This window comes from Zhongshania sp. (assembly GCF_029212375.1).
GTDB lineage: Bacteria > Pseudomonadota > Gammaproteobacteria > Pseudomonadales > Spongiibacteraceae > Spongiibacter.
In genome coordinates this window covers 175,347-201,234 of sequence record NZ_JARGNU010000001.1, presented here as the reverse complement: position 1 = coordinate 201,234, position 25,888 = coordinate 175,347, and the positions used below count along the sequence as shown (strand labels likewise).

Annotated in this window: 26 protein-coding genes and 1 riboswitch; of the genes, 11 read left to right on the top strand and 15 right to left on the bottom strand. The window is 52.2% G+C overall.

Features of this window, described 5'->3' with window-relative positions:
• Positions 1-15: 15 nt before the first annotated feature.
• The 6 genes from flgG to flgB are packed head-to-tail and all read right to left on the bottom strand — an operon-like array spanning position 16 to position 4,370.
• Complete coding sequence (flgG, locus tag P1U47_RS00855) at positions 16-801, bottom strand: flagellar basal-body rod protein FlgG (RefSeq protein WP_301026619.1); 786 nt, start codon at positions 799-801, stop codon at positions 16-18.
• Positions 802-814: 13 nt separating this feature from the next.
• Complete coding sequence (locus P1U47_RS00850; protein WP_301026618.1) at positions 815-1,558, bottom strand: flagellar basal body rod protein FlgF; 744 nt, start codon at positions 1,556-1,558, stop codon at positions 815-817.
• A gap of 38 nt (positions 1,559-1,596) precedes the next feature.
• Positions 1,597-2,814, bottom strand: a complete 1,218-nt coding sequence (gene flgE, locus P1U47_RS00845) for a flagellar hook protein FlgE (RefSeq protein WP_301026617.1) — start codon at positions 2,812-2,814, stop codon at positions 1,597-1,599.
• Positions 2,815-2,871: 57 nt separating this feature from the next.
• Positions 2,872-3,537, bottom strand: a complete 666-nt coding sequence (locus P1U47_RS00840; protein WP_301026616.1) for a flagellar hook capping FlgD N-terminal domain-containing protein — start codon at positions 3,535-3,537, stop codon at positions 2,872-2,874.
• An 11-nt stretch (positions 3,538-3,548) separates the two neighbouring features.
• Positions 3,549-3,950 (bottom strand): flagellar basal body rod protein FlgC, encoded by a 402-nt coding sequence (gene flgC, locus P1U47_RS00835; protein ID WP_301026615.1) that lies wholly within the window; start codon positions 3,948-3,950, stop codon positions 3,549-3,551.
• Between the two features lie 3 nt (positions 3,951-3,953).
• Entirely contained in the window at positions 3,954-4,370 is a 417-nt protein-coding gene (gene flgB, locus P1U47_RS00830; RefSeq protein ID WP_301026614.1) for a flagellar basal body rod protein FlgB, read from the bottom strand.
• A gap of 341 nt (positions 4,371-4,711) precedes the next feature.
• Between flgB and flgA the strand changes: the two genes are divergently transcribed.
• From flgA to flgN, 3 genes are all read left to right on the top strand, one after another.
• Positions 4,712-5,443, top strand: a complete 732-nt coding sequence (gene flgA, locus P1U47_RS00825; protein ID WP_301026613.1) for a flagellar basal body P-ring formation chaperone FlgA — start codon at positions 4,712-4,714, stop codon at positions 5,441-5,443.
• A 103-nt stretch (positions 5,444-5,546) separates the two neighbouring features.
• Positions 5,547-5,846, top strand: a complete 300-nt coding sequence (flgM, locus tag P1U47_RS00820; protein ID WP_301026612.1) for a flagellar biosynthesis anti-sigma factor FlgM — start codon at positions 5,547-5,549, stop codon at positions 5,844-5,846.
• 1 nt (position 5,847) lies between these two features.
• A complete protein-coding gene (flgN, locus tag P1U47_RS00815; RefSeq protein WP_301026611.1) occupies positions 5,848-6,264 on the top strand; it encodes a flagellar export chaperone FlgN in 417 nt (138 codons plus the stop codon).
• A gap of 28 nt (positions 6,265-6,292) precedes the next feature.
• Here flgN and P1U47_RS00810 read toward each other — a convergent pair whose 3' ends face one another.
• Positions 6,293-6,925: a GNAT family N-acetyltransferase gene (locus P1U47_RS00810; protein ID WP_301026610.1), complete on the bottom strand. Its 633-nt coding sequence runs from the start codon at positions 6,923-6,925 to the stop codon at positions 6,293-6,295.
• A 331-nt stretch (positions 6,926-7,256) separates the two neighbouring features.
• Here P1U47_RS00810 and zwf point away from each other — a divergent pair, with 331 nt between their 5' ends.
• From zwf to edd, 3 genes are read left to right on the top strand one after another with little or no spacing between them, the layout of a single operon-like run.
• Entirely contained in the window at positions 7,257-8,717 is a 1,461-nt protein-coding gene (gene zwf, locus P1U47_RS00805; protein ID WP_301026609.1) for a glucose-6-phosphate dehydrogenase, read from the top strand.
• The gene (gene pgl / locus P1U47_RS00800) at positions 8,710-9,405 is read left to right on the top strand and encodes a 6-phosphogluconolactonase (RefSeq protein WP_301026608.1); all 696 of its coding nucleotides are present in this window, start codon (positions 8,710-8,712) and stop codon (positions 9,403-9,405) included. The genes zwf and pgl overlap by 8 nt, the downstream gene beginning before the upstream one ends.
• Positions 9,405-11,237: a phosphogluconate dehydratase gene (gene edd, locus P1U47_RS00795; RefSeq protein WP_301026607.1), complete on the top strand. Its 1,833-nt coding sequence runs from the start codon at positions 9,405-9,407 to the stop codon at positions 11,235-11,237. The genes pgl and edd overlap by 1 nt, the downstream gene beginning before the upstream one ends.
• A 4-nt stretch (positions 11,238-11,241) precedes the next feature.
• Here edd and eda read toward each other — a convergent pair whose 3' ends face one another.
• The 4 genes from eda to P1U47_RS00775 all read right to left on the bottom strand — a co-directional run bounded on the left by eda (position 11,242) and on the right by P1U47_RS00775 (position 15,022).
• Positions 11,242-11,868 (bottom strand): bifunctional 4-hydroxy-2-oxoglutarate aldolase/2-dehydro-3-deoxy-phosphogluconate aldolase, encoded by a 627-nt coding sequence (eda, locus tag P1U47_RS00790; protein WP_301026606.1) that lies wholly within the window; start codon positions 11,866-11,868, stop codon positions 11,242-11,244.
• A gap of 131 nt (positions 11,869-11,999) precedes the next feature.
• Positions 12,000-13,139 carry an ABC transporter permease gene (locus tag P1U47_RS00785; protein WP_301026605.1) on the bottom strand — a complete coding sequence of 380 codons (1,140 nt, stop codon included), beginning with the start codon at positions 13,137-13,139 and terminating at the stop codon, positions 12,000-12,002.
• A complete protein-coding gene (locus tag P1U47_RS00780; RefSeq protein ID WP_301026604.1) occupies positions 13,136-14,065 on the bottom strand; it encodes an ABC transporter ATP-binding protein in 930 nt (309 codons plus the stop codon). Before P1U47_RS00780 ends, P1U47_RS00785 begins: the two co-directional genes overlap by 4 nt.
• Positions 14,066-14,074: 9 nt before the next feature.
• A complete protein-coding gene (locus P1U47_RS00775) occupies positions 14,075-15,022 on the bottom strand; it encodes an HlyD family efflux transporter periplasmic adaptor subunit (RefSeq protein WP_301026603.1) in 948 nt (315 codons plus the stop codon).
• 211 nt (positions 15,023-15,233) lie between these two features.
• Here P1U47_RS00775 and P1U47_RS00770 point away from each other — a divergent pair, with 211 nt between their 5' ends.
• Both P1U47_RS00770 and P1U47_RS00765 read left to right on the top strand, forming a co-directional pair.
• Positions 15,234-15,707: a thioesterase family protein gene (locus P1U47_RS00770; protein ID WP_301026602.1), complete on the top strand. Its 474-nt coding sequence runs from the start codon at positions 15,234-15,236 to the stop codon at positions 15,705-15,707.
• Positions 15,708-15,719: 12 nt separating this feature from the next.
• Positions 15,720-16,316, top strand: coding sequence for a tRNA-uridine aminocarboxypropyltransferase (locus P1U47_RS00765; protein ID WP_301026601.1), 597 nt, complete (start codon positions 15,720-15,722; stop codon positions 16,314-16,316).
• A gap of 290 nt (positions 16,317-16,606) precedes the next feature.
• Here the strand turns inward: P1U47_RS00765 and P1U47_RS00760 are convergent, their stop codons facing one another.
• The 4 genes from P1U47_RS00760 to P1U47_RS00745 all read right to left on the bottom strand — a co-directional run bounded on the left by P1U47_RS00760 (position 16,607) and on the right by P1U47_RS00745 (position 19,815).
• On the bottom strand, positions 16,607-17,251 hold the full coding sequence (locus P1U47_RS00760) for a hypothetical protein (protein WP_301026600.1): 645 nt from the start codon (positions 17,249-17,251) through the stop codon (positions 16,607-16,609).
• A 63-nt stretch (positions 17,252-17,314) separates the two neighbouring features.
• On the bottom strand, positions 17,315-18,565 hold the full coding sequence (locus tag P1U47_RS00755) for a hypothetical protein (protein WP_301026599.1): 1,251 nt from the start codon (positions 18,563-18,565) through the stop codon (positions 17,315-17,317).
• A 426-nt stretch (positions 18,566-18,991) separates the two neighbouring features.
• Entirely contained in the window at positions 18,992-19,615 is a 624-nt protein-coding gene (locus P1U47_RS00750) for a Fic family protein (protein ID WP_301026598.1), read from the bottom strand.
• A 14-nt stretch (positions 19,616-19,629) separates the two neighbouring features.
• Positions 19,630-19,815 carry a hypothetical protein gene (locus P1U47_RS00745; protein ID WP_301026597.1) on the bottom strand — a complete coding sequence of 62 codons (186 nt, stop codon included), beginning with the start codon at positions 19,813-19,815 and terminating at the stop codon, positions 19,630-19,632.
• 399 nt (positions 19,816-20,214) lie between these two features.
• Positions 20,215-20,480, top strand: a riboswitch (cobalamin riboswitch).
• Positions 20,481-20,607: 127 nt separating this feature from the next.
• Here P1U47_RS00745 and P1U47_RS00740 point away from each other — a divergent pair.
• Genes P1U47_RS00740 through P1U47_RS00730 form a run of 3 tightly spaced genes read left to right on the top strand, consistent with a single transcriptional unit; the run spans position 20,608 to position 25,792 of the window.
• Positions 20,608-25,023, top strand: coding sequence for a cobaltochelatase subunit CobN (locus tag P1U47_RS00740; RefSeq protein WP_301026596.1), 4,416 nt, complete (start codon positions 20,608-20,610; stop codon positions 25,021-25,023).
• A 12-nt stretch (positions 25,024-25,035) separates the two neighbouring features.
• Entirely contained in the window at positions 25,036-25,494 is a 459-nt protein-coding gene (locus P1U47_RS00735; RefSeq protein WP_301026595.1) for a MotA/TolQ/ExbB proton channel family protein, read from the top strand.
• The gene (locus P1U47_RS00730) at positions 25,487-25,792 is read left to right on the top strand and encodes a DUF2149 domain-containing protein (protein ID WP_301026594.1); all 306 of its coding nucleotides are present in this window, start codon (positions 25,487-25,489) and stop codon (positions 25,790-25,792) included. Before P1U47_RS00735 ends, P1U47_RS00730 begins: the two co-directional genes overlap by 8 nt.
• The last annotated feature ends 96 nt before the right edge of the window (positions 25,793-25,888 follow it).

Genomic DNA, 25,888 nt, shown 5'->3' with positions numbered 1-25,888 from the left:
GCTCTAAATCGCGAATTACAGATTGTTATTCACGTACTGCATCATTTGGTCGCTGGTGGCGATGGCCTTGGAGTTCATCTCGTAGGCGCGCTGGGTTTCAATCATATTCACCAGCTCTTCCACTACGTTAACGTTAGAACCTTCGAGGGCGCCCTGCTGAATACTGCCCAAGCCACTCAAGCCCGGTGTGCCGGTTTGCGGTGAACCGCTAGAGGCAGACTCCATATACAGGTTTTCGCCGCGGGCTTGGAGGCCCGATGGGTTTACAAAGTCGGCAAGCTGAAAGCTACCAACCTGCACTGGCGCGGCGCCGCCCGCCAAAACTGCACTTACCACGCCATCAGAACCAATAGTAATACTCAAGGTGCCTTGGGGTACGGTCATGCCCGGATCAACCACATTGCCGGTATTGGTAACAATCTGGCCTTGGTCGTCGAGCTGAAAGGAACCGTCGCGGGTGTAGGCAATGCTGCCGTCGGGCATTTGCACCTGAAAGAAACCCTTACCTTCAATGGCAACATCCAAGGAGTTATTGGTTTGATTCAAGGTGCCCTGCTGATGTATTTTTTCGGTGGACACTACCCGTACACCAGTACCCACATGCATACCACTGGGTGACCGGGTTTGCTGGGAAGTCTGACCACCCACTTGCCGCATATTTTGGTAGAGCAAGTCTTCAAACGACGCCCGATCCCGTTTAAAACCAGTGGTATTGGCGTTGGCAAGGTTGTTACTTACCACTTGCATCCGGGTTTGTTGGGCATCGAGACCAGTTTTAGCGACCCATAGTGATGAATTCATAAATAACCCCTTGTTATTCCAAGCGCATTAAGCGGCTGCCGGTTTCAGCAACCGTTTCGGCGGTGCTCATGGCCTTGACCTGCATTTCAAATTGCCGCGCCAGTGAAATCATATTCACCATGGCGTCGACGCTATTCACGTTTGATGCTTCTAAGTTGCCGGAGCTGATGCGGATATCTGAGGAAGTTGGCGCGCTGCCACCATTGCGCATGCGCATTAAGCCGTCCTCGCCCTTCTGCAGCTGATTCGGCGCGGCGTCGACCAAGCGAATTCGGTCTACCGTCGACAGTGATTCAGAGCCCTGCCCCAGCGGCACAATTGAGACCGTGCCGTCTTCGCCAATCATCAAACTTTCGTGTTCGGGAATCGCTACTGGGCCGCCGTCACCCATCACTGGCTGACCGGCGCCGTTGAGCAGCATACCGTCGCTGGTAATGTGAAAATCACCGCGGCGACTATAGGCTTCGCTGCCATCTGGCGCGGTTACCACAAACCAGCCTTTATCGCCGCGAATGGCAACATCCAGTTGGCGGCCGGTGGCCATAATGGAGCCAACGGAAAAGTCGGAGGTTTCGCCCTGATACACCGAGTTAAAACGGGTGGCCATACCAGGGCCTTCAACCTGCTGAGACAGAACATTCTGAAAATCGCCACGAAAACCCGCCGTGCTCACGTTAGCCAAATTATTGGCATTAGTGGTTTGGGCCAGCTGCGTGTTCTTCGCCGCTGTCATGCCGATATACAGTAATCTGTCCATAAAAACTCCCGATTAATGGCGGCCCAAGCCGCCCTCAATTAACGGATATTGATGATCGCTTGGGTTACCGCGTCGGCGGTGGAGATCATCTGGGTATTGGCCTGGAAGTTACGCTGCGCGGTAATCATCTCAACCAACTGCTCGGTCAAATCCACGTTGGAGCTCTCTAGGGCGCCAGATTGCAGCAAGCCAAAGTTAGAGGTGCCCGCTTCGCCAACTCGTGGACTGCCAGACGAGAACGTCTCTGCCCAAGAAGTGTCGCCCTGCTGCTGTAAGCCATTGGGGTTGGTGAAACTGGCCATGGCAATTTTACCCAGCTGGGTAGACTGACCATTGGTGTAACGCGCCGACACCACACCGGCTGACGACACTTCAATGCCCGTCAAGCGGCCAGTGGTAAAACCGTCTTGCTGAAGGCTATTCACCCCAAACTCTTGGCCGTACTGGGTGCTAGAATTAAAGTCGAAGGACAAATTCATATCGGCCGCGCCAGTACCGGGGTCGTAAGCTGGGTACGTTACTAGCCCATTCGCCGGTACGGTTAATACCCCAGCATTGCTAAAAGACAGTGCGTTGGGGCCGCCTACGGCGTTATTGTCGACGTAAAGCTGCTGATTCCACGTGTTTGCTGCCGCGTCGCGCACAAAGTACATCGTAGCGGTGTGCTGGGTACCCAGTGAGTCGTACACGGTCATTGAGGTGGCGTGGTTGTAGCTCGCGGGCAAGCTTGGATCAAAGGGCGTTACCGTTGGCACCGGTGCATTACCAGGCAAGTTGATGCCAATATCGCCACGCGTAGTTTCTTTGGGCGCATTTTCATTAACTTCCAATTGCAGATCACTTAGCGAACCAGTGGAGAAGTCGCCATTGCCTGTTGGTGGAAACACCTGCAGACGCTCCAGATTATTGTTTACCACAAAGCCTTCGCGGTCGACGCTAAACGCCCCAGCGCGGGTGTACGTTACGCCACCTGAGCCCTTCATGGTAAAGAAGCCTTCGCCGCTTACCGCAAGGTCTAAGTTGTTGTCGGTAAAATCAACATTGCCCTGGGAGAACTGCTGGGTAATGGTGGCAAGACGCGCACCGGCGCCTGGCGTAGTTTTGGTCACGTCGTTATTCGCCGTGGCGTATACATCGGCAAATGCGGCACGCGAGCTTTTAAAGCCCGTTGTGTTGACGTTGGCAATATTCTGCGCGGTCACGTCCAAATGCGATTGCGCTGCGTTTAAACCACTGAGTGCGATACGAAAGCTCATAATGTAACTCCTGCTAAGGATTGAGTGTTGTCATTGTCTGAATAGCGCAATCGCAACTCAGCTAATCTCTTTAATTTGTGACAGGCTAACGCTGCCCAGCCCCTGTATTTGCACCTGCGGGCTGCCACCGCCCACGGGCACACTCACACTTAATACCGGACTGCGCATTTCAGTGGTCAAGGCCTCAACTTTAGTGCCGTTCAAATAATTGGCGCGGATTTGGTAGGTGCCTGGCGGCATCCGCTCGCCATTCAAACCAATACCATTCCATTCAAAAGCACTGGTGCCCGCAGCTTGAGGCCCCATTGGCACTTTGCCAATGACCTCGCCGCTGGGCGCCAAAATTTCAATATCTAAGGCGGTGGTACTGGTAGGCAGATTTACCTGGCCGCGAACACTGCCGCTGCTAGGCAGGGCCGCAACACTGGATTCCACCAACACGTCTTTACCGATCAACGAAGAAGAATCTAGAAGCTGAGCCGAATACAGTGAACCGGTCAGTGCGCTGAGATTTTCGTTCATCTCGCTGATGCCGCTAACCGAGGTTAGCTGGGCCATTTGGCTGATGAATTCAGTATTGTCCGTTGGTTTAAACGGATCCTGACTTTTTAGCTGTTGCAGCATCAATTTCATAAAATCGTTTTGGTCTAAGGACGACGCATCTTTCTTTGCCGCACTCGCTGCGTTTTGTGTTTGTAACTGCTCAAGCGTCCGTATTTCCATTAGTCAGACTCCTACTGCTGGCCAAGCTGCAGGGTGCGCAGCATCAGGGTTTTGGTGGTAGAAAAAACTTCGGCGTTATTCTGAAACGAGCGCGACGCCGACATCATATTGGCCATCTCTTCCATGGTGTTTACGTTAGAGGCGTACACATAACCGTCTACATCCGCTTGGGGATGACCGGGTTCGTAGCGCTTCATCACCGGCGCATTGCTTTCAACGATGCCAGTTACCGCCACCCCCGCCACTTCGCGCTGCTGATCCATTACCGTAGAGAACACCGCTTGACGCGAGCGGTAGGCCTCGGCCTCACTACCCGCCACCGAGTCGGCGTTGGCCATATTACTGGCCACGGTATTGAGGCGCAGCATTTGCGCATTCATTGCCGAAGCGGCGATGTCGAGTGGATTAGCCATGATCTATCGGCCTCCCTGAAGAATGGATTTAAGCCCGCTGAGGCGGCTGCCTAAAAATGACAACGTAGCCTGATAACGCATGGCGTTGTCGGCAAACTCGGCTTGTTCGATATGAGCTTCTACCGTGTTACCGTCGAGCGATGGCTGATAAGGTTGGCGATATTTCAAAGACGCCGACAAGGCATCTGCGCTGCCATCGGCGCGGTGCTGGTGGCCAGCACTGGTCACTTTAAGCGCGAGCATAGCTTGGTCACCCGCTGCCGCTGAATTCGATAAAGCCGTGCGAAAATCAATATCCTGCGCCTTGTAGCCAGGGGTATCAGCATTAGCAATATTGGCGGCCAAAACTTCATTGCGCTTTTGCCGCAACAGCAGTGCTTGCTCGTGAACGCCTAAGGCTTTATCAAAATTAATCGCCATTTTCTTACCATTTCGCTAAAGTTATTCGGTTTGCAGCCGCTAATCGGTTTAAGCTAGGCTTTGTGCCGCTTTTGCAATGGATCAAGGCAAAGGCCGTGCCACTTAATTAAATTGTTATTTTTCAATAAGTTAAAACCATCAAATTGCGCCACCGCCAAAATAACGGCAAGCCTTTGCCGCTGATCGGCAAAAATCCGGCAGCCCCCATCCGCCTTATTTATTTCAGCCCCGCAGCCTACCCCTCTATGTAAGCCCCAATTTAGTAGCGCACACCGCAAACAAGACTGGCACAAGCATTGCAGTTACCGCCTTACCGACAAATCTTTGACGCGAGTAAAGTCATGCGCAAACGCACTGCCTTAAGCAAAAATGCCGCCTTGAGTAAATTTGTGCTGCTTAGCGCTGCACTAAGTGTATTCAGTGCGACGAGTGCCAGTGCGTCTACCGAAAGCCACAGCCGAATTGCCGCTACCGCCAAAGCCTATATCGCCAGCCGTCATCCTTGGCAGCAGCTCAGCACCACCATCACCGTGCAAAAGCTCGACCCCCGCACCAAGCTCAGCAGCTGTCCAGGTAAGCTCGAAGCCTTTTTATCAAACGGTGCCAAGATCAAGCGCAGAACAACCGTTGGCGTGCGCTGCACCGCAGGCGCCAAGCCGTGGAAAATTTATTTGCCTGTTACCGTAGAGGCCTACGCCAAAGTAATGGTTGCCCGCCACCCTATTGCGCCGGGCACCACCATTAGCGCCAACGATGTAAGCTGGGGAAAACGCGACATCACCAGTCTTGGCTATGGCTATTTGCAGTCTTTAGGCGATAACGGCGGCTACCAAAGCCGCCAGAGTATTGCCCAAGGCGCCGTGCTCACCCCCAATATGGTTAGCGCCAGCAGCATTGTTAATAAAGGCCAGCGCGTTCAACTTAATAGTAGCGATGGCCCCGTTAGCGTGAGCATGATGGGGATCGCCCTGCAAAGCGGCGCCCTCGGCAGCCGGATACTGGTTAAAAACCTCAATTCCGGTAAGCAGCTAGAGGGTGTAGTAACATCCGAAAACAGCGTGGTATTGAATTAACGTCATAGGGATAAGCCCCATGCGCGACAAAGTAAAATCGTGCTAAAGTTTTGCTAGATAGTGTCGATATAACAGGCGAAAGCTATTTAAAGAGGATATAAAGATGGTTGACCGTATAGATGGCTCGTCTCTGAGTCAGGCCCGCAAGCTAGACAGTGGGCGTACCGGTGCCAGCAAATCAGACAGCACCGTAGCCAGCCCTGCTGCTGCCAACACCGCGAAAGCGCCACAGGTGGAAACCCCACTATTGGAGCGAACCCGCGCCCAAGTAAATAGCAGCGACGGTATTGACCGTCAAAAGGTCGAGGCCATTAAAACCGCAATTCGCAATGGCGAATTCACCATTGACGCCAATAAAGTGGCGGCGGCACTGGTCAATATGGAAGCCCTAACCGGCAGCTAATATGAGTGATGAACTGAGCGAAGTACTGCAAACCATTCACAGCGAAGCCCTGCGCTTAGAATCACTGCTGGGCGAAGAAACCCAAATTCTAAAGTTAGCGAGGGAACCCGAGCGACTGGAAGCGGTAGTGCAGCAAAAAATGGACTTGGTTCAGAATCTCGATCTACTGGAATTACGCCGCCGGCAATTAAGCGCCAGCGGTGCTGCGCACAATGAAACGCTGTGGCAGGAAACCCTGAACACCCTCAGCCGCTGCCAAGCACTTAATTCTCAAGCTGGCGCCGATATTGCCAGCCAGTCGAGATACGGCAAACGTGCGCTAGAAATTCTTGGCGCGAGCAATAACGACACCCCTATTTACAGCGCCGGCGGCGAAACCCCCAGCGCGCTCGGTGGCCAGCGGCTCGGCAAGGCCTGAGCTGCACTACTCGTTTCATACACCGGTTTTAGCACACACCCTCTATAAGAGACATTTCCATATAAAGGTGGTTATCTAAAATCCCGTTGTAACTTCGATTGCACTTAACAATTTTAAAACCCATCTGCTGATACAAGTGCAAAGCCGCAGCATTCGATTCTGCCACATCTAAACTCAAAACCGAGTATCCCTGAGCCTTAGCGCGGGCCGCCATAAAATTTATAAGCTGCGCAGCTATGCCTCGGCCCCGCCACTGCGGATCAACAGCGATATGGCACAAGTAATAGCAACGTTTACGAGGCGGCTTCACCAAACTCATTTCAAAGCGTAGGCCTTTTACAATCCCTCGCCATCCATAGTGACTAAAAATAGCCTTAGCATTGCCAATGAAGGTAGTGTTGTGACTAGGTTTATCAAAACCTGCAATGGTGGCAATCACCTGTCCCGCTTGTTCGTAAACGTAATGATGGCGATAGCTAAACATTGTCGCTGCTTTTGCAAATTGATCGGCTAAAAAATCGCGGATATCTGGGCCATGGGTGCAATTAAAAATATGGTTAAAGGCCACTGGCCCCGACGAAAAAACCAATCCTGCGGCGTCTGCGCTATCGCCACTCTGCGCTGCTCTTATACCCGCTTTACTTACCGCTGTATTTGCCATTTTACTCTCCAACAATATGGGCCAAGCCTAGCAAGGTCGCTTTTATAATTTCAGTCACAAACTAGCAACTTTATCCGTTTATGGGTGAATCGGCTCCTTCCATACCATACTTACCGAGCGCACGTCGGTTTTAAGGCTCACTAGCAGTATGAATGCCCCTTAAAAAGCTCTATGCTAAAAACACCAAGATACTCCGCGCCACGGCAAGTTTTCCAATATCACTGCCACCGCTTATTTAGTGTCAGCCTGGAAAATTCGCTCAGCCTTATTCAAGCTACCGTCTATTGAAACTGTTATTAATTGACCTAAGCCCAATTAAAGAGTGTTGCGAATGACCCAAAACCAAACTGCACAGCTCGTGATTTTTGGCGGCACCGGCGATCTTGCCCTGCGCAAGCTGCAACCCGCCCTTTACAAATTACAGCGCGAAGGCTTTTTAAATAATGTCTGCTCTATTGTTGCGCTGGGCCGCGCCCACAGCAGCCGAGAAGACTACTGCGAACTGGTAAAAACAAAAATGCGCGAATTTTTGCCTGCGCATTTTTGGGATGAACAACACTGGCAAGATTTTGCCGCCAAGCTCAGCTTTGTCAGCTTAGACGTGAACACCCTCAAAGATTATCACCACCTTAGCGACGCGGTTAAGCAGTACGCGGCGGCGACCACGGTTTTTTATCTGGCAACCTCCTCTACCTTATACACCAGCATTTGCCGAAACTTGCACAGCATCGGCGTTGTTAGTCCCCAGTCCCGAGTTGTTTTAGAAAAACCACTCGGCCACGATCTAGCCAGCTGCACCGAGATTAACCACGAAGTGCTGCAAGTCTTTCCCGAGAAAAACATTTTTCGAATAGACCATTATCTTGGTAAAGAAACCGTACAAAACTTACTAGTGCTGCGCTTTGGCAACGCCCTATTTGGCCCGCTCTGGAATAGCCAATATATCGACAATATTCAAATTACCGTGGCCGAAGATATTGGCGTTGAGGGCCGTGGCGACTTTTACGCCAAAACTGGCGCCCTGCGCGACATGGTGCAAAACCATATGTTGCAGCTGTTGTGTTTGGTGGCCATGGAACCCCCAGCAAATTTGCGTGCTGATACGATTCGCGATGAAAAGGTCAAAGTACTGCAAGCCCTGCGGCCCATCACCGCCGCCAATGTAAAGGCCAAAACCGTGCGCGGCCAGTATTTAGCCGGTGCCGTAAACTCCGCCCCCGTCGCCGCCTTTCTTGACGAAACGGGTTTTGAAGACAGCGAAAACACCGAGACTTTTGTTGCCCTGCAAGCCGATGTGCACAACTGGCGCTGGGAGGGCACGCCCTTTTATTTGCGCACAGGAAAACGCCTGAGCCGCCGCTTTTCAGAAATTATTGTAGAGCTTAAAAAGCATCCCTTTAGCTTATTTGAGGGCGACCCCAACGACCTGCCCAATAAGCTGGTAATACGCCTGCAGCCAGAAGAAAACATTACCCTGTACAAGGTCAACAAAAAGCCAGGCTTAGGCCGCCAGTTAAAGCTGGAGCAAGTTGAGTTAAATTTGGATGCCGACTTACACGATGAACTACAGGCCCACGAAGCCTATGAGCGACTATTATTAGATGTATTAGAAGGTGACCAAACCCTGTTTATGCGCCGCGACGAAGTGGAGGCCTGTTGGGCGTGGGTAGACAGTATTATTAGCGCTTGGCAGGAAGCCGGCATTAAGCCAAAGACCTACGCGGCCGGCTCTATGGGGCCAAATGCCGCCCTAGCGCTACCAGAAAAACACGGGAGAAGCTGGCATGAATAATAAACCCACCCTGATTTTATTACCCAATCGCGACGAACTAAACACAGTATTAAACAATGATATTGCCAAATATTTAACGACCGCACTGACTAAACAAGGCGCCGCCAGTCTTGCGGTATCTGGCGGCTCAAGCCCTGCCGAGATGCTCACCCTACTAGGCAAGCAAAACTTGGACTGGGCCAAAATTCAAACCCTGCTGGTTGATGATCGCTGGGTAAATGCCGACCACAGCGACAGCAACCAAGCCATGCTCAACAAAACCTTATTTAGCGGCCTTGCCGCCAATAGCCGCTACCTGCCCCTAAAAAACGAGGCCGCCGATGTGAATGATGGCCAATACGCCTGCGAAGAACAGCTTGCCGAGCTGGCGTGGCCACTGACTATTGTTCACCTTGGCATGGGCAACGACGGCCACACCGCCTCGTGGTTTCACGACGCCCCCGAATACCCAATGCTAACCGCTGCCCACGAACAGCACTGCACCGCCGTTCACCCCAGTGCCACGCCTTACTCCCGTATTTCGCTCACCCCTGCAGCGGTATTGAATAGCGAAAGAATTGTGATTCAGATTTTTGGCAAGGCCAAGCGCGATGTGCTGGAAGCCGCACTGGCGAAAGACGCCGACTTTCCCATTTCATTGGTACTGCACCAGCAGCGCGTACCCGTCGACATATACTGGGCCCCGTAATGAGCAAAGCCATTCCGCTACACCCCACTGTTAAGCAAGTAACTGAACGCATCAAACAGCGCAGTGTTAGCAGCCGCGCCAGCTACCTGGCCAAGTGCCAGAGCATGCGCGAGCAGGGCCCGCTGCGAGGGCATTTGTCGTGCAGTAATTTAGCCCACGGCTTTGCCGCCTGCGGCCCCGAAGACAAAGACCGCATCCGCCTACAAGAAGCGGGTAATATCGCCATTGTTAGCGCCTACAACGACATGCTCTCGGCCCATAAACCGCTAGAGCACTACCCCGAGCTGATTCGGAAAACGGCGGCAAACATGGGCTGCACCGCACAATTTGCTGGCGGTGTACCCGCCATGTGCGACGGCGTAACCCAAGGCGCCGAAGGCATGGAGCTGAGTTTATTCAGCCGCGACACCATTGCCATGAGCACCGCCATTGCCCTGAGCCACAATATGTTTGACGGCGTATTGTGCCTTGGCGTGTGCGACAAAATTGTACCGGGCTTATTAATTGGCGCCCTGAGTTTTGGCCACCTGCCAATGATTATGGTGCCCGCTGGGCCCATGAGCAGCGGCTTGAGTAATGACGACAAAGCCCGCGTTCGGCAGTTGTATGCAGAGGGCAAAGTGGGCCGCGAAACCCTGCTCGACGCCGAAGCCAGCGCCTACCACGGCGAAGGCACTTGCACCTTTTACGGCACCGCCAATAGCAATCAAATGTTAATGGAAGCCATGGGCCTGCACGTGCCGGGCACGGCCTTTGTTCCCCCCAATGGCGCGCTGCGCGAACAGCTCACGGTTGCCGCCGCTGAGCAGATTTGTAAAATCACTGCCCTCAGCCCCCACTACACGCCGCTCTGCGATGTTGTTGATGAACGCAGTTTAGTGAATGCCATCGTCACCTTGCTGGCCACCGGTGGTTCGACCAACCACAGTATTCACTGGATCGCCATTGCCCGCGCCGCAGGGATTATTATTGACTGGCAAGACTTTGCCGAGCTGTCTGCCGTCACCCCGCTGCTGTGCCGGATTTACCCCAATGGCAAGGCCGATGTTAATCATTTTCATGCAGCGGGCGGCACCGGCTTTATTATTGCCGAATTGCTCGGCGCCGGTCTTATTCACGGCGACGTAAATACTGCGTGGGGCCAAGGGCTGCATCACTACACTACCGCGCCGAGTTTGCTCCACCAACAATTACAGTGGCAAAACACCCCTGCCATTAGCGCCGACGACAGTGTGCTGCGCCCCGCCAGCGCACCCTTCGACACCCAAGGCGGCATGAACTTGCTCACCGGCAAGCTCGGCCGCAGTATTATTAAAGTCTCGGCAGTAAAACCCGAACATCGCGTTGTGCAAGCGCCCGCCGTGGTATTTGAGCAACAAGAAGATGTGCAAGCGGCGTTTGAGCGCGGTGAATTAGAACGCGACTTTATTGCGGTGGTGCGTTTCCAAGGTCCCAAGGCCAACGGCATGCCCGAGTTGCACAAACTCACGCCCTATCTTGGCATTCTTCAGGAGCGCGGGTTTAAAGTCGCCCTTGTCACCGATGGCAGAATGTCTGGCGCCTCGGGTAAAATCCCCGCGGCTATTCACCTTTACCCCGAAGCCATCGCCGGTGGCCCCATTGCAAAAATACAAGACGGCGACATGCTCATTCTCGATGCCGACAACCATCTATTGGATATTTTGATTGATGAGAAAGAGTGGCAGCAACGCAGCCCCGCCAGCTACTCGCCAAAATCCATCACCGACAGCTATGGCCGAGATTTATTTGGCGGCATGCGCGCCAATGTGAGCACGGCGGAAGAAGGTGCTGCGACGTTTTTAGGAAATTAACCTATCAAAGTGGCCGCTGATAAAGGCTTTTCAAGGCGGCCAAATAACCTGCGCGATCCTTGGCCAAGGCCTCTTCGCTGGGCACAATCCAACTGCCACCCACGCAATGCACGCAGGGCAGAGCCAGATACTCTTGGTAATTCGCCTCGGTGAGCCCACCCGTGGGGCAAAACACCGCCTCGGGAAAAGGGCCAGACAGCGCTTTTAACAGCGCCACTCCGCCAATGGCCTCTGCCGGATAACATTTAAATACGCGGTGCTCTTCGGCCATTGCCGCCATTAACTCGGTGGCGGTCGCAATCCCGGGAATATAGGTGGTGAGGGTTTTGTTGGCCAGCATCGACAGCTCCCGCGAGAACCCAGGGCTAATAACAAAATCGGCCTCGTCGGCGGCGCGCAGCATCTGCCTGCGAGTGAGTACGGTACCCACGCCAATACGTGCATTGGGCATTAGGTCTCGGCAAATTTTAACCATTTGCCACGCGTCGGCATGACGCAGTGTCACCTCTACCGCTGGCACCCCCGCTTCGGCAAATAATTCTGCGCAGGCTTTGGCGTGATCCAGTGATTTAAACTGCGCTACCGGCATCACCGGCGCGGTTTTTTTAACTATGGTCAGTGCATTGTTCATCTAGCGCGTCCCTTTTACAGCTGTATTGCTAAGCGTATTAATACTCTACACGCCTACTGAGCTAGGGTCGATGCTGAATTAAAGCACGAGACCAATATAAAAAAGGCCAAAAATATACAACACCTCGCCGGCTAATCAAGAGTACGTTTATAGCGCAGCATCGCCACAGTGCTCACCACCAGCATAAACGCCAAGATTGCCGCCAAGTCGTAAACTGATTCTTGCAAGCCCGCGCCTTTAAGCATAATACCCCGCACCACCCGCAAAAAATGCGTTAGTGGCAGCACCTCGCCAATCATTTGCGCCCAGTGCGGCATACCCCGAAATGGGAACATAAAGCCAGACAATAAAATGGACGGTAAGAAAAAAAAGAAGGTCAGCTGCATAGATTGAATTTGCGATTGAGCAATGGTTGAAAAGGTAAAACCTAAGGCGAGATTAGCCAAAATAAAAATTGCCACACTTAACACCAGCAAGGCGATACTGCCAATAAAGGGCACCGCAAACAGCCAGTGCGCCACCACTAACACAACCACGGTTTGCACCAAGCCCACCCCAACATAAGGTAAAATTTTGCCAATCATTACCTCAAAGGGCGAACCCGGCATAGCGAGCAAATTTTCCATGGTGCCCCGCTCCGTCTCGCGGGTCATCGCCATACCGGTAATCATCACTAGGGTCATGGTTAAAATCACCCCCAGCAAGCCCGGTACAATATTGTATTGGGTTATGCCCTCGGGGTTGTAGCGGGGGTGCACCACCAAATCTACCGCGCCTTTACCGGCCCGCAAATGCGCCAACGGGCCAGTCAAATCCTTGGCCAACGCCTGATTAACAATGGTACTTAATCGCCCCAAGGCATTCGACGCCGCAACGGGGTCGGTCGCATCCGCCGACACCAATAATTGCGGCCGCTCACCGCGAATTAATTGGCGGGTAAAGCCCGCCGGAATTTCAACAACAAACACCACTTTTCCGCTGGCCAACAAATAGTCACTGGCGCGGGGGTCGCTATGACTAGTGCTCACATCAAAGTATTCGGAGTTTTCCAAACCGCTAAGAATACTGCGCACCACCGGAGTATACTCTTCGGCGTGCACGGCGGTGGGCAAATGTTTGGGGTCGGTATTAATGGCATAGCCAAATAACACTAGCTCTAAAATGGGGATTGCCAGCATCACCGCAAAGGTCAGCCGGTCACGGCGCATTTGAATGAGTTCTTTTATAAATACCGCGTTAATCCGCGCCAGTCTATGGCCCAAACGCATCATCCGTGGGCCCTCTTGTCGCCACCGCTCTGCTCCATTAACGCGATAAACACATCTTCTAAACTGGGCTTAACTTCCTGCCAGCTATAGCCTTGGTCGGCAACCTTGGCCACCGCCGCTTCCAGCGCGGCGCGGTCGTGACCACTAATATGCAGCGCCGCCCCGTAATAAGCGGCGTGTTCAATTCCCTGCTGGCCCGCCATTAGCGGTTCCAATACTCGCACACCCTTGCCCTCGGCCCTAAAACTCAGCAAGCCCGACTGGTCAATAATATCTGGCACGCTGCCCTCGGTAATTAACTTGCCGTGAGCCAAATACACAATATGATCACAGCGCTCGGCCTCGTCCATATAATGGGTAGACACCAGCACCGTCATGCCCTCGTTAGACAAGCGATGAATTTGATCCCAAAAATCCCGCCGCGCCTGCGGATCTACCCCAGCGGTAGGTTCATCTAAAAGTAATAACTTGGGTTTATGCATGGTAACGGCGGCCAGCGCTAAGCGCTGTTTCCAGCCGCCCGACAAGGCGCCCGCCAATTGGTGCTGACGATGGGTAAGGCCTAGCACTGCCAAGGTTTCATCTACGCACTGCCGGCGATTGTCGAGCTGATAGATACGGGCGACAAAATCTAAGTTCTCACGCACACTAAGATCGGCCCAAAAAGAAAATTTCTGGGTCATATAGCCGGTTTGACGGCGAATGGCTTCGGCGTCGCGGCGCAAATCAAAACCAAGGCAAGTACCCTCACCGGCACTGGGTTTTAACAAGCCACAGAGCATGCGAATGGTGGTGGTTTTACCGGAGCCATTGGGGCCTAAAAAGCCCCAGACTTGACCACGGGGCATTTGTAAATCGACATTGCTCACCGCGGCTTTGTTGGCAAAATTCTTACTTAAGCCCCGCACATCGATGGCCAATTCACTCATGGCAGCAACTCATAGCAAGCTCACATCAACCGGCTGCCCAGCGTGTAAATGGCTATTGGGGGGCAGACGCGCCTCCACCATAAACACCAGCTTCTCGCGGTTGGCAACGCTGTAAATTACCGGTGGCGTAAATTCTACTTGCTCCGCCAAATACGACACCGTCGCGTTAACCGTCTCAGCGCCGCCGTCTTGATGAATACTCACGGTAGTGCCTGGCGCAAACTCAGCGGCGCGCGACTGGGGAATAAAGAAACGAATTTTTAATGCGTCATCTGGCAATAGCGACAGCGCTGGCGCGCCTGCGGGTAATTGCTCTCCCTGGCGATAATATAGCGCTGTAACTAAACCTGCTTGGCGGGCAACGAGACTACGCTGCGCCAAACGCCACTGCGCCTTTGCCAATACCGCCTCGGCAGCCTCGGCAGCCGCTTTGGCAGCATTTAGCATCTCTTCACGGGCGGCTAACTTAGCAACGCTAATACTTGCCGCAGCGCTTTCTACCCGCGCGTTGGCCGCCGAATACTCAGCATTGGCCCTGTCGAGCGCCGCTTCAGACGTCGCGCCTTTACTTCGCAAATCGCGCTGGCGGCGCAACTCTAGATTAGCGAGCGTTAAACTGGTTTTGGCTTCTGCAAGCTGAGCCTGCAAACGATTTAGCTCTTCTGGACGCGCGCCGCGCTGTAAATCTCGCCATTGAGCTTGCGCCGCCGCCGCACGCTGAGCAGCTTCTGCCACGTCAAGCGTCTGTCGTTCACTGTCTAAGCTCAGCAGTACTTGCTCGGCGCTTACGCGATCACCTTCGTTTACCGCACTGCTTATAATCCAGCCGGTTTCTAGGGCGCTAATATAAACATACTCAGCCTCTACATATCCGGTAAGGCCATTTTGCGCGCTGCCGCCACTGCATCCGAAAAGTAACATTGCAAACAGCACAAGCACGCTTTCACGTTTTATCACCGTGTCACTCCTTATTGTTTGTGCGCAAGCTGCCAACTAGCATCCAATAAACAAGATCGCGCAACCGCAAACAATTCTAGCGTATATCACACCTAAACCGCCCTAACGCAGAAATTATATAACAAGTAGCCATTTTAAAATCGGCATAGCTATATGTCTCAGTCAGGGTAAAATTGCCCCATTAAATTTTACCGACGAGCACACTCTGACTATGGCGAAAAAACCCGACCCGAGGTTGCTGCAAGCAGAAACCTACCCTTTTGTATTGAACATAGATACTCAATTTGGCGATATGGACGCCTACGCCCACCTCAACAACCTCGCAATAGCCCGCTTTTATGAGAGTGCCCGCGCCCGTATCCAGCTCGACATTACTGGTCGCAAAGATTTTTTCAAACCTGATGCTGCCGATAAAATGCTCTTAATCGAAGCTCGCCTCCAATACCTCGCCGAAGGCCACTACCCAGAGCCGGTCGAGATCCGCACCGGCATAGGCCATATTGGCAATAGCGCTTACCACCTATACCAAGCACTGTTTCAACATAGCCACTGCATCGGCTTATGCGAAACCGTAATGATTTACACTTTGCATGGCAAACCTACCACCATTCCCAGCGATATGCGCCAAAAGCTTGAGTTGCAGCGTATTGCCGATTTCACCAACAAGCCAATTGCCAGTAATTAACCAGCCCACGCCATGACAAAACGACAACATTGCCTGCACTGCGACCGCCCCCAGCGCACCTGTCTATGCGATGTAATGGTGGTCCGCAACTGCGATTACCGCCTAGTAATTTTGCAAGACCCCAAAGAGGCCAAGCATGCACTGTCGTCTGCGCCACTACTTGCCAAATCGATTGCGGGCGCCGAACTTATTGTTGGTGAGATTTTTGCGCCGGAGCAAATCCTCGGCAGCGACTGGCAAACCAATAGCGTGTTAATTTTTCCGAGTGACAACAGCCTAAAAGTCGCCGACATGCGCCAATGCAAGATTAAAAATCTTATTTTGCTAGACGGTACCTGGCGAAAGGTTGCGCGCTTGATGCACATAAATCCGTGGCTGAACACCCTCCCCCGTTTTGCTATTGCCGCCAATAATAATAGCCAATACAAAATAAGACGCTCGCCCCGCGCAGACGGCTTATCGACAATAGAAGCGGGAGTCTGTGCGCTAAATGAATTACAAACGCCGGAGGATTTCTCAAATATTTTATTGGCATTTAATAAAATGATTGATCTACAAATTTCGGCCATGGGACCAGAAACATTCAATAACAACTATAGCAAGCGCTGAACTCCCGCAAAAACCGAAACCCTCACTTCAGTCTTAAAACAAAAATCTAACAACAGTATTAATTCGCACTGACCACATAATGACATAGCCGCTTTTTGAATGCGCGGCCGAGGGCTGGTATTGGTAAAAAGCGGACGTTCAGAACAACGTAATCCGACGAAGGCCGTAGGCTTTTATGCAGGCTCAACCCCCATATCCGCCTTAGTCAGGAGGCCAAGTTTACTATACCACTAGCACATACATGCTGCGGGCATTTAACTAATAAACCATTAAAATCAATCGTAGCCAAGCTACTGATCACTAAAACAAAACTCCCACGCTTCATCTCTCACTCGACCGGGTATTTTGGAATTTGGATGCGGTAGGCAATAAGTAGCAGTATTGCCATACAACATACCCTTCACTACATAACTTGTCCGGCAACCCTCGCCAAATGGATAAACTATATCCTTACGCTTTTGGTCAAGAAGCTCGTTTCCACTCAGCCAATAATCACGCAAAGTTGCAGAAAGACATATTATATTCGTTGGTTTAAGGATGGATATCAGCTCCTCAAATATTGGCTTACAAACTTCAATATCTTGAGGTGAAATCTGCGACTCTGTATGCGATCTAAAAAAACAATAGTTAGTTTGCGAGACATTATTGCGGGCTACAATTCCCAGATACTTATCTAAGTAACTAAATGTTCTCGAAAGAGAACCCACATCTTCACTATAAAAATCTGTTTTCGTAATCTGCTCTTGGGCACTATATTTTACATTCTTTCCAGCACCCCAGTTGAATCCGACAATTAAAGTACCGTGTCGCTGAAGATTTGTCTGGCAAAGCGAGTAGTACCATTCTTCACCATTTTCTGCACAGAAACGAGCTATTTGAGTATGTGGATATATCGCTTCGAGCGTTCTAAGAAGACCTTCAAGCTCCATTTTCATTTTATGTCTCTCCGTATTTTTGAATAACAGAATATAATTTACTACCAGTTTAAAAACGACATTTCAGGTATCTCCCCTCGCTATTGAGCATAGCTGCGCCTCACTGACAATGACACTCGCGAGATCTGCATCACAACTTCCATGCTTTTTAAGCTCCAATGCACTTTTAAACCATGTTTGGACGTAGGCATATTCTTCCTCACTAGGCAAAACATTATTGAAATGCTTTGCATCTCCAATCCTTAGTTCCCCACCATCATGCTTAACTACGCTTATAGTTAACGGCGTCGGTGTGGTTGGAATTACATAAAACGAAATAGTACCGTTAATTGAGTCTACAGTGTAAAGCCTAAGACAGAGACCACCTTTCATAGATTGTGTATCTATCGCCTTCAACGTCCGCAATGCTTTCACATATCGTCCCTCAGGAAGTGGTAAATTCAACAGCCTCTCTAACCCCCACATTCGAGTCAGGGTCTTCCTAGATTTATCCGCATCACAATTGAAGAATGCGTCATACCGTGCATTCATTTCAGGGATTGACTTGACTCTTCCTAGAAAGGGGAGCATGTCGAAGCTTGCGTATTTCTCATACAAAAATTTTACACGACTTATTTCCCAGCTAGAATCAAGCGTTGACACGAGTTTTCCAAATGGCACCATTAACAACCAAGGAATATTTAGGAATAGAGAAAGTTGCTCACCCGACATGTATTTAACATGTGAAAAGAACTTTCTTGGCTCAGGAGCTGCCAGCATCTCCACAAGACCATAAATATACTCAGGACGGGCATTACATTCCGAAAATTTTCTTAAAATTCGCACAATGCTTTTTGAGCCACAGAATCCCAGCTCGCCGAGAATGATATGTTGCTTTAAGCTGCACAGCGCCTCGATTTGGGAGATATCTAGTTTATTCCGCTTGCCGTGGACAAAGATCATCCAAGCAAGTTTTGGGTTGATCTGGAGCACATCCGCAAATGGCGGACACTTGAATGTTAATTTAAGGATCTTCATTTTCCCCGTCGGCACGCACTCAACAAACCGACGCACCTTCGTTGGAATAGTCTCTTTCCAGGCATTAACCGGCTCAAGCTCTGAGTGATACAACCAATCACCCGGTATAGCTCCAGCTTGGTATACTAATTTTTCGTCTCGGTTATACCGCGATTTGAGGCCCTGATCCCACGAAGATAGCGTTTGATATCTTTTTCGCCCCTTGGGGATACTCCAGTCGAGAATTAACTCCTTCTGAAGTCCATCCCACTGAATCGCACGGCAGGGTAATGTTGGATTGTTATACCGTATTGCCATTTTATTCCTCCAGTAATGATGCCGCTTTACGTCACAATTGGAGAACAGGCTTTAGAGAGCCCTAAAGCGTCTTTTTCAACAATAAACTTTATTAACATGTTGAATTGCACTGAATTGGGAGCCAGGGGATGTACTAAGTGCAAATCAACAGCATGGTGTCATCCCTGAGTCTTATAAGTGCCTAAAGCGTATTAAAATTCACCCGACATGGCTCTTTAGGGGCGCGGAGCATCAGTTTTGTATGTCCGCTATTGTGACGCTAGAGCCAAACACACCCAGTATCTAAGGGCCGCTTCCTGATCTGGTAATAAGCGGACGGCCAAACACACGCATTCCGATGTAGGTCGTAGGTTGCTTTAGAGGCGATCATATCACCTCTGATCAGATGGCCAAATTCACTATGCCACTACAGTTCACGCTCAGGGGTTAGTCGGGCATGGAATCTGGCTCAATGGTATTAAGCCTAAAAAGCTTAATTAAATCGCGGTAGTCAGGCGTCGTTGTCCGGCCTTTTCGGCATGCATTCGCCATGGCCTCGCTTGATATAGCAGACCACTGAATGGCAAAACCGGCATCAGTTGCGAGCTGATTGAACAGAATGCGTTGTACCCGTCCATTACCTTCCCTGAAGGGGTGTATGCAGTTAATTATGCCGAAATAGTATCCTGCTCTTTCGACGAATTCCGATTTAGGTAGGCCGACCAGATTTGCCTCTGCGTGGAACTCACTAAAAACTTCCGCAGCCTTCCCAGGGATTTCTTTGTAAGGAAGAAATAGCTGCCCCCCTTTACTGATTTCAGTCTGGCGCTCAACACCGGCCCACTGATATACGTCATTAAATAGATAATAATGAATGGCTTTCAAGTGGGTTAGATCGTAGGCGCCGAATAATGGATTGATCTCTAGCTCAGCCATGGCAATAGAGCTGATCTCCGCCTCAGCCTCATTTAGAGCTTGCGTATCGGTAAAGCCAAGTTTGTTGCTGAGACAGGTCGAGCCTGGGATACAGTATGGGTCGAGTTCGGAAGGGTCATAATTATCGTAGGACAATTTTGAGGGTGTTCTTATATGGCGACGCGCTGGCGATAGCGTTTCACAAGCTCGCGACGTAGGTCTTCGCCTTTAACCTCGCCATTAATGACCCGAGTCATGTTTGCTCGTAGCTCGGGAGACACACGAATACCCTCAATCGCCAATGAACCTACGGCCTGAGTTACACGGAATTCTGTTGTCAAATTTAACTTTTTCATGATGTAAGCATAGCACGAATCGTTATTCTGCTCTACTTATCTACGAGGATCACAAGCAACGGGATTGTCTAGTAATATCAATATGTTGCTGGTTCCGTAAGAAAGATACAAAGACAGGATGATCAAAAAGTAGCCAAAGCGTTTGTTGAGTAGCCAGGCGCTCTGGCACAGCGCCGCCATCAAAAGTACCAAATTCAGCGACTGACCGGTAATGTGACTTTCCAGCCGTCTGCTGGATAAAAAATCGCCTAAAATAAAGACTCAGGGCGTATATCCAAGTTTTTGGCCAATATAGGTTTCACATGCTTGGCCAGTTTATGGGTGAACCAACAAACTCCACTCGGCGCAATCAGCCAACAATGTTGGCTAAACCTTGACTCCCCACCCCTAGCGCGTATCCTTGGCACCGATGTTTCAGGTGCTTGCGTCGCATAATCACTGCGCGCAACTTAAACGGGAAACAGGTGCGCTGCGTTCAATTTTTAAACCAGCAATGCCTGTACTGCCCCCGCAACGGTAAACAGAGAACACTATTCCGTCAGGCCAGTGAGGTGCTGACAGCCACTGCGTAAACCGTGGGAAGGCGAATAGTTGCTATAAATAGCACTGCGTAATTCATACGCACTCTGTGAGTCCGGAGACCGGCCCGAAACCCAAGAATAGAACGTGGCGGGGTGTCACACCAGATTCGCTTTTTGGCGCATAGCCAAAAGTCTGCCAAGCCCCCTGCCCGCGTTTTATTTCCACCTTGTTCAATAGCCGTATGCGGGCGAGCTACGGCGGGGAAATGCTATGTCTGGCCGTATTCAAAATCTAGTCCGAAATCTATTTGCCTTGCTCCTGCTACTTAACGCCGCCAGTGCTATGGCAATGAATATCACCGCAATTGTTTCAGATCGCTCGGCACCTACCCTGATAGCAGGCGCTCACCAGCTGCTAGAGCAGCGCCAAGATTTAACAATTCAAATTCGCACCGTTCAACAAATTAGCAGCCTGAGCGACGAAGAGCTGCAAACCTTGATCAGCGCCAGCGACCGGCTTTTATTAGTGGCGATATTTGGCGAAGACGTGCCGCGTTTATTGGCCATGAATTACCCTGCCCAGCAGCTGCGCACGGTGTTACACAGTGATCGTGCGCTCATGCCCCTGCAACGCGATCGTCACGGTGAGATATTTAGTCAGGGTCTGCCAGAGGATATTCTTGGCGACAAAGCTGGCGTGCAAATCGCAATAGCGCTAGCCGAAAGCCAAAAGCAAGCGCCCCGCTTCGCCGACTGGTTACAAGCACGCGCCTATTGGCTAAACCGCTCGGTGAATAATGCCGCCAGCCTTTTACAATTACTGGCCAACAGCAGCGCAGAATATCCCCGCCTAGAAGAAGTTGCGCCCCTGCGCTTTGCCCTGCACGACGGCGATGACGCCGACTGGCTCAGTGCCGCCGAGTTAAATGCTCAACTCAAGCCCGCGCAGCGCACCGTGTGGATTATCGACCACGACACCGCCGACTTAAGCGGCGACTGGGCCTTGCACCAGCAGCTTTGCGCAGCGCAAACATGGCAGTGTATTTCGGTGTTAGCCGCTTGGGGCAAGGCCAGTGTCGCGGCGTTAGAAACCATTCAAACCGCCATGCGTGGCCCGCTTAAAAATTGCCCTGCGGCCATTATCGCCCTGCAAGATTTTGTGATTGGCGGCGGCGAGGGTCGCGAAGCGGTAACCGCGATTTTAGAAGAACTCAAGCTGCCAATATTAAAAGGCATTCGCATCAGCGAGTGGTCTAGCGCCCAGTGGCAGCTCTCTGCCGAGGGTATTCCCCGCGACTCAGTACACTACCGCGTCGCCATGCCCGAGCTGCAAGGCGTGTCGCAACCCCAAGTGTTAGCGCTAGCCGCCACCGCCAAAATCGACCCGCTCACCGGCGCCAGTGTTTACCGCAGCGAACCCCTTGCCGATGAAATCCAGCGCCAAACACGGCGGCTAGCCCGCTGGCTAAACCTGCAAGAAAAACCCAATGCCGACAAACGCATTGCCGTGGTGTATTACAACCACCCCCCTGGCCGTCACAATATTGGCGCCGACAATCTCAATGTGCCAGAGAGCCTGCTCGAAATACTCCAAGCCCTGCGCACGGCAGGCTATAACACCGGCGAACTGCCCGCCGATGCTGAAGCACTACTCGACCTACTCCAAGCCAAAGGCGTGAATTTACCCGAAGACGCCGCAGCGCTAGAAGCCATGTCTGGGCAAATTAATTCCGTCTCTAGCCACGCCTACCAGCAGTGGTTTAACACCCTGCCGCCAGCGGTGCGCGCAGAAATGGTCAACGGCCCGCTCGGGGAATTACAGCAAAGCTTACAGACCCAATTGGCCGCGCTGGCCGAGCTCAGCTCGGTTACCGAGCGCCAAGATCAGTTAGCGCTAATTCGCGCCCGTATGGAAAACACCCTCACCGATTTACACCACGCCTTAGATGGCGTGCGCCACACTGGCCGCAGCCGCGCCTTAGATTTACTCGCCCAGCTGGGCGACGAATATCAAACGCTATTAGCACAGGCGGCCAGCGGCCAAAGCCTAGACTGGCAAGCCAGCCAAGAACTCAACCGCGCCTTAATCGACATGGCTATTGAAGGTATTCGCGGCTGGGGCAAAGCGCCCGGCAAGGTAATGGTCTGGAATAACAAGGTGCTGATTCCCGGCGTGCAGTTTGGCAATGTTTTTCTTGGCCCCCAGCCACCGCGGGGCTGGGAGTTAAACGAAGAACTGCTGCACGCCAATATGTCGTTCCCGCCGCCCCACCAGTATTTGGCTTTTTACCATTATTTGCAGGACGTGTTTAAAGCCGACGCCCTTGTTCACCTTGGTCGCCACTCTACCTATGAATTTTTGCCCAAACGCAGCGTGGGGCTTTCTGCCAGTGACTACCCCAGTATTGCGGCAGGCGATTTACCTGGCATTTACCCCTATATTGTCGACGGCGTTGGCGAAGGCATTCAGGCCAAGCGCCGGGGCTTAGCGGTAATGGTCGATCACCTTACGCCGCCGCTTGCTGCCACCGAGCTATACGACAAGCTGCTCGAACTGCGGCAATTAATTGAAAGCGCCGAAGCGGCTAGCGATGGCAGCACCAAAGCCCGCGCCATAGAAACCCTGCGCCGCAAGGTAGATGAGTTTAATTTACGCGACGAACTTATCGCCAGCATGGACGAAGAGCTGCAAGTGCGCGGCGTGGGCTTTGATGAGATTGACGACGACTTTTTGCTCCACGAAATTGGCCACTACCTCACCAAGCTCCAAGAGCAATTTATGCCCTTGGGCCTGCATGTGTTTGGCCGCGACTGGCAGCCCAAGGCCATCGACACCATGCTCAATTCAATGTTGCAGGGCGAAACCGCCGACAGCAGCAAACGCAGCGACTGGCTGAGTAAACTCAGCGCCTCACCCGCCGCCGAAATGCGCGCCCTGCTCAACGGCCTTAACGGCCAGTTTGTGGCGCCCGGCAAAGGCAATGACCCCATTCGCACCCCAGAGGCCCTGCCCACCGGCCGCAATTTTTATGCACTGGACGGCAGCCTCTTACCCACCCGCGTTGGGGTTGAAGTCGGCACGGCACTGGCCGCGAAAGTACTGGCTGGCGAGTCTGGGGTCGCCCTTGCCAATACCGATATCGCCAATAATAAGCAGGGCATTATTTTATGGGCCTCTGACGCCGTGCGCGACGAGGGCGCGATGATTGCCTTTGGCATGAAGCTGCTCGGCGTGCGGCCCATTTGGAATAGTCGCGGCATTATTAAAGGTTTAGAGCGCCTGCCCCTTGGCCCCGACCAGCCCCGCCGTTTCGATGTGGTCTTTACCACCTCGGGCTTATTCCGCGATCTCTACGGACAACATTTACTACTGCTCGACAAAGCGGGATTACTCGCATTGGATGCCAGCCGCGACTTAATTCGTCGCGACTACCCCGCATTGAGTTTGGCCCTAAACGCTGCGCTAGCGCCCCTAGACGAACCTCACAAAGGCGGCAGCGAACCGCTGGACAAAAACCAAGTTGCCAATAACTGGGTGAACGAGGCGCGGGAATTACTCGCCGCCAGCCCCGCAATCTCGGCCCAAGACCTTGGCCGCCAAGCCAGTGTGCGGGTATTTGGTATTGCGCCAGGCGCTTACGGCGCAGGGGTTAACCGCATGGTTGAACGCAGCGGCTCGTGGCAGGACCGCAGTGAATTGGCCGAGGTCTTTGTTAAGCGCATGGGCCACGCCTACGGAGTGGGTTTGCAGGGCGAATCTGCGCAAACCCTGTTCCGTCGCCAGCTCACGGGGGTATCGCAAACCTATCTGGGCCGCGCCAGCCATCTTTACGGTTTAATCGACAATAACGACGCCTTCGACTACCTCGGCGGTTTTAATTTGGCGGTGGAAACCGTGAGCGGCAAGGTGCCCGCCAGCGCGGTGATCAACCACGCCGACAACCGCAATTTGCACATCGACACCCTGCCCGAGGCCCTACTGTCGGAATTGCGTGGCCGCTTTTTTAATCCCCAGTGGATTAAACCCCTTATGGACGAAGGCTATTCCGGCGCCCGCACCATGGGCAGCGAATTTATTGAATACCTCTGGGGCTGGCAGGTGACTAGCCCAGACATAATCAATGACCGCGTGTGGGAAGAAGTGAAAGCCATTTACGTGGACGATGCCATGCAGCTCGGGCTGGCGGAGTTTTTGGCTCAAGACAATAACCGCTATGTGCAGAGCAATATTCTGGCGGTGATGCTGGTCGCCATCGACAAAGGCTTTTGGCAAGCCGACGCTGCCACCGTTAAACAATTGGCCGCGCAATTTAGCGACAATATTATTGACCACGGCAACCCTGGCAGTGGCCACACCCACGCCAATCACCCCATGTATGCGCTGGTAAAAAAGCAGCTCAGCCCCGAGCGCGCCCAGCAACTTGAGGCAGTGTTGGCCAAGAGCCGAGTTACGCCGGAAGCGCCAAACACTAGCTCGCCAAGCCATATTCAGGAAGTGCAGCTAGACGCGAATACTGCAGCGCAAATTAGCAAACAGGCGACCGCGTCTAAGCAGGAATCAGAAGCAGCGTCAGCTGAACAAAAAACATCAGCCAGCGCCATTAGCCCCTATCTGCCCTGGCTATTCGGGGCTGGGATATTACTGCTCGTCAGCGGTCTGTGGCGCGGTCGTCAGCCTAAATTCTAAATGGAGTTCACTATGGTTACTGGATTATCTCAAGGGCTAATGCACCAGATCACCTCACTGCTCTTAGAGCCGGTGATTTGGGCATTATTATTTTTTGTCGCACTGGCCATTTACGAGGTGGGCATTTGCATTGGCGAGCGCTGGAGTGGCATTAAAAAACTCCGCGACCTTGGCAACCGCGACGCACTGGTACTCGCCGGTAAACGCCGTATTGAGCGCGCCGACTTTATTACCCGCCTCGCCCCCATGCTGGGTTTGATGGGTACCTTAATTCCGCTAGGGCCAGGCCTAGCGGCACTTGGCGAAGGCGAGTTGCGCATTCTCACCACCGCTATGACCGTGGCCTTCGACACCACAGTGATTGGCCTGCTCGCTGGAATGATCGGCTTTGTTCTCGCCCGCCTGCGCCGCCGCTGGTACGACCAAGCTCTGCACCAGCTTGCCGCCTTGGAAACTACGCAACATGGATAAGTGGCGCGACAGTGAATTTCTCGACAATAACGACGACCCCCTCGGCCCCATGGCCAATCTGGTCGATATTATTTTGGTGTTTGCCTGCGGCTTAATTGCCGCCTTGGTATCAATGAGCCCCGACCTACAGCAACATTTTAAGGCCGAGCCACAACAGCAGGATATTTCCCTAGGCAAAGAACTGCCCAGTGTGCCAACGACTGTTCAGCAACAAATTCAAAATGGTGACGGCTACGAGGCGCTGGGGCAGGTCTACCGCGACCCCAAAACCGGAAAATTGATCTTGATTGGTGGCTAAGTTCACACCCCCCAGCGGCCTATTGCCACTCAAATAGGCCGCTCAATAGAAGCTGTATTATTTGCCTTGATTAAAGATTGATTCGCCCCAATAATC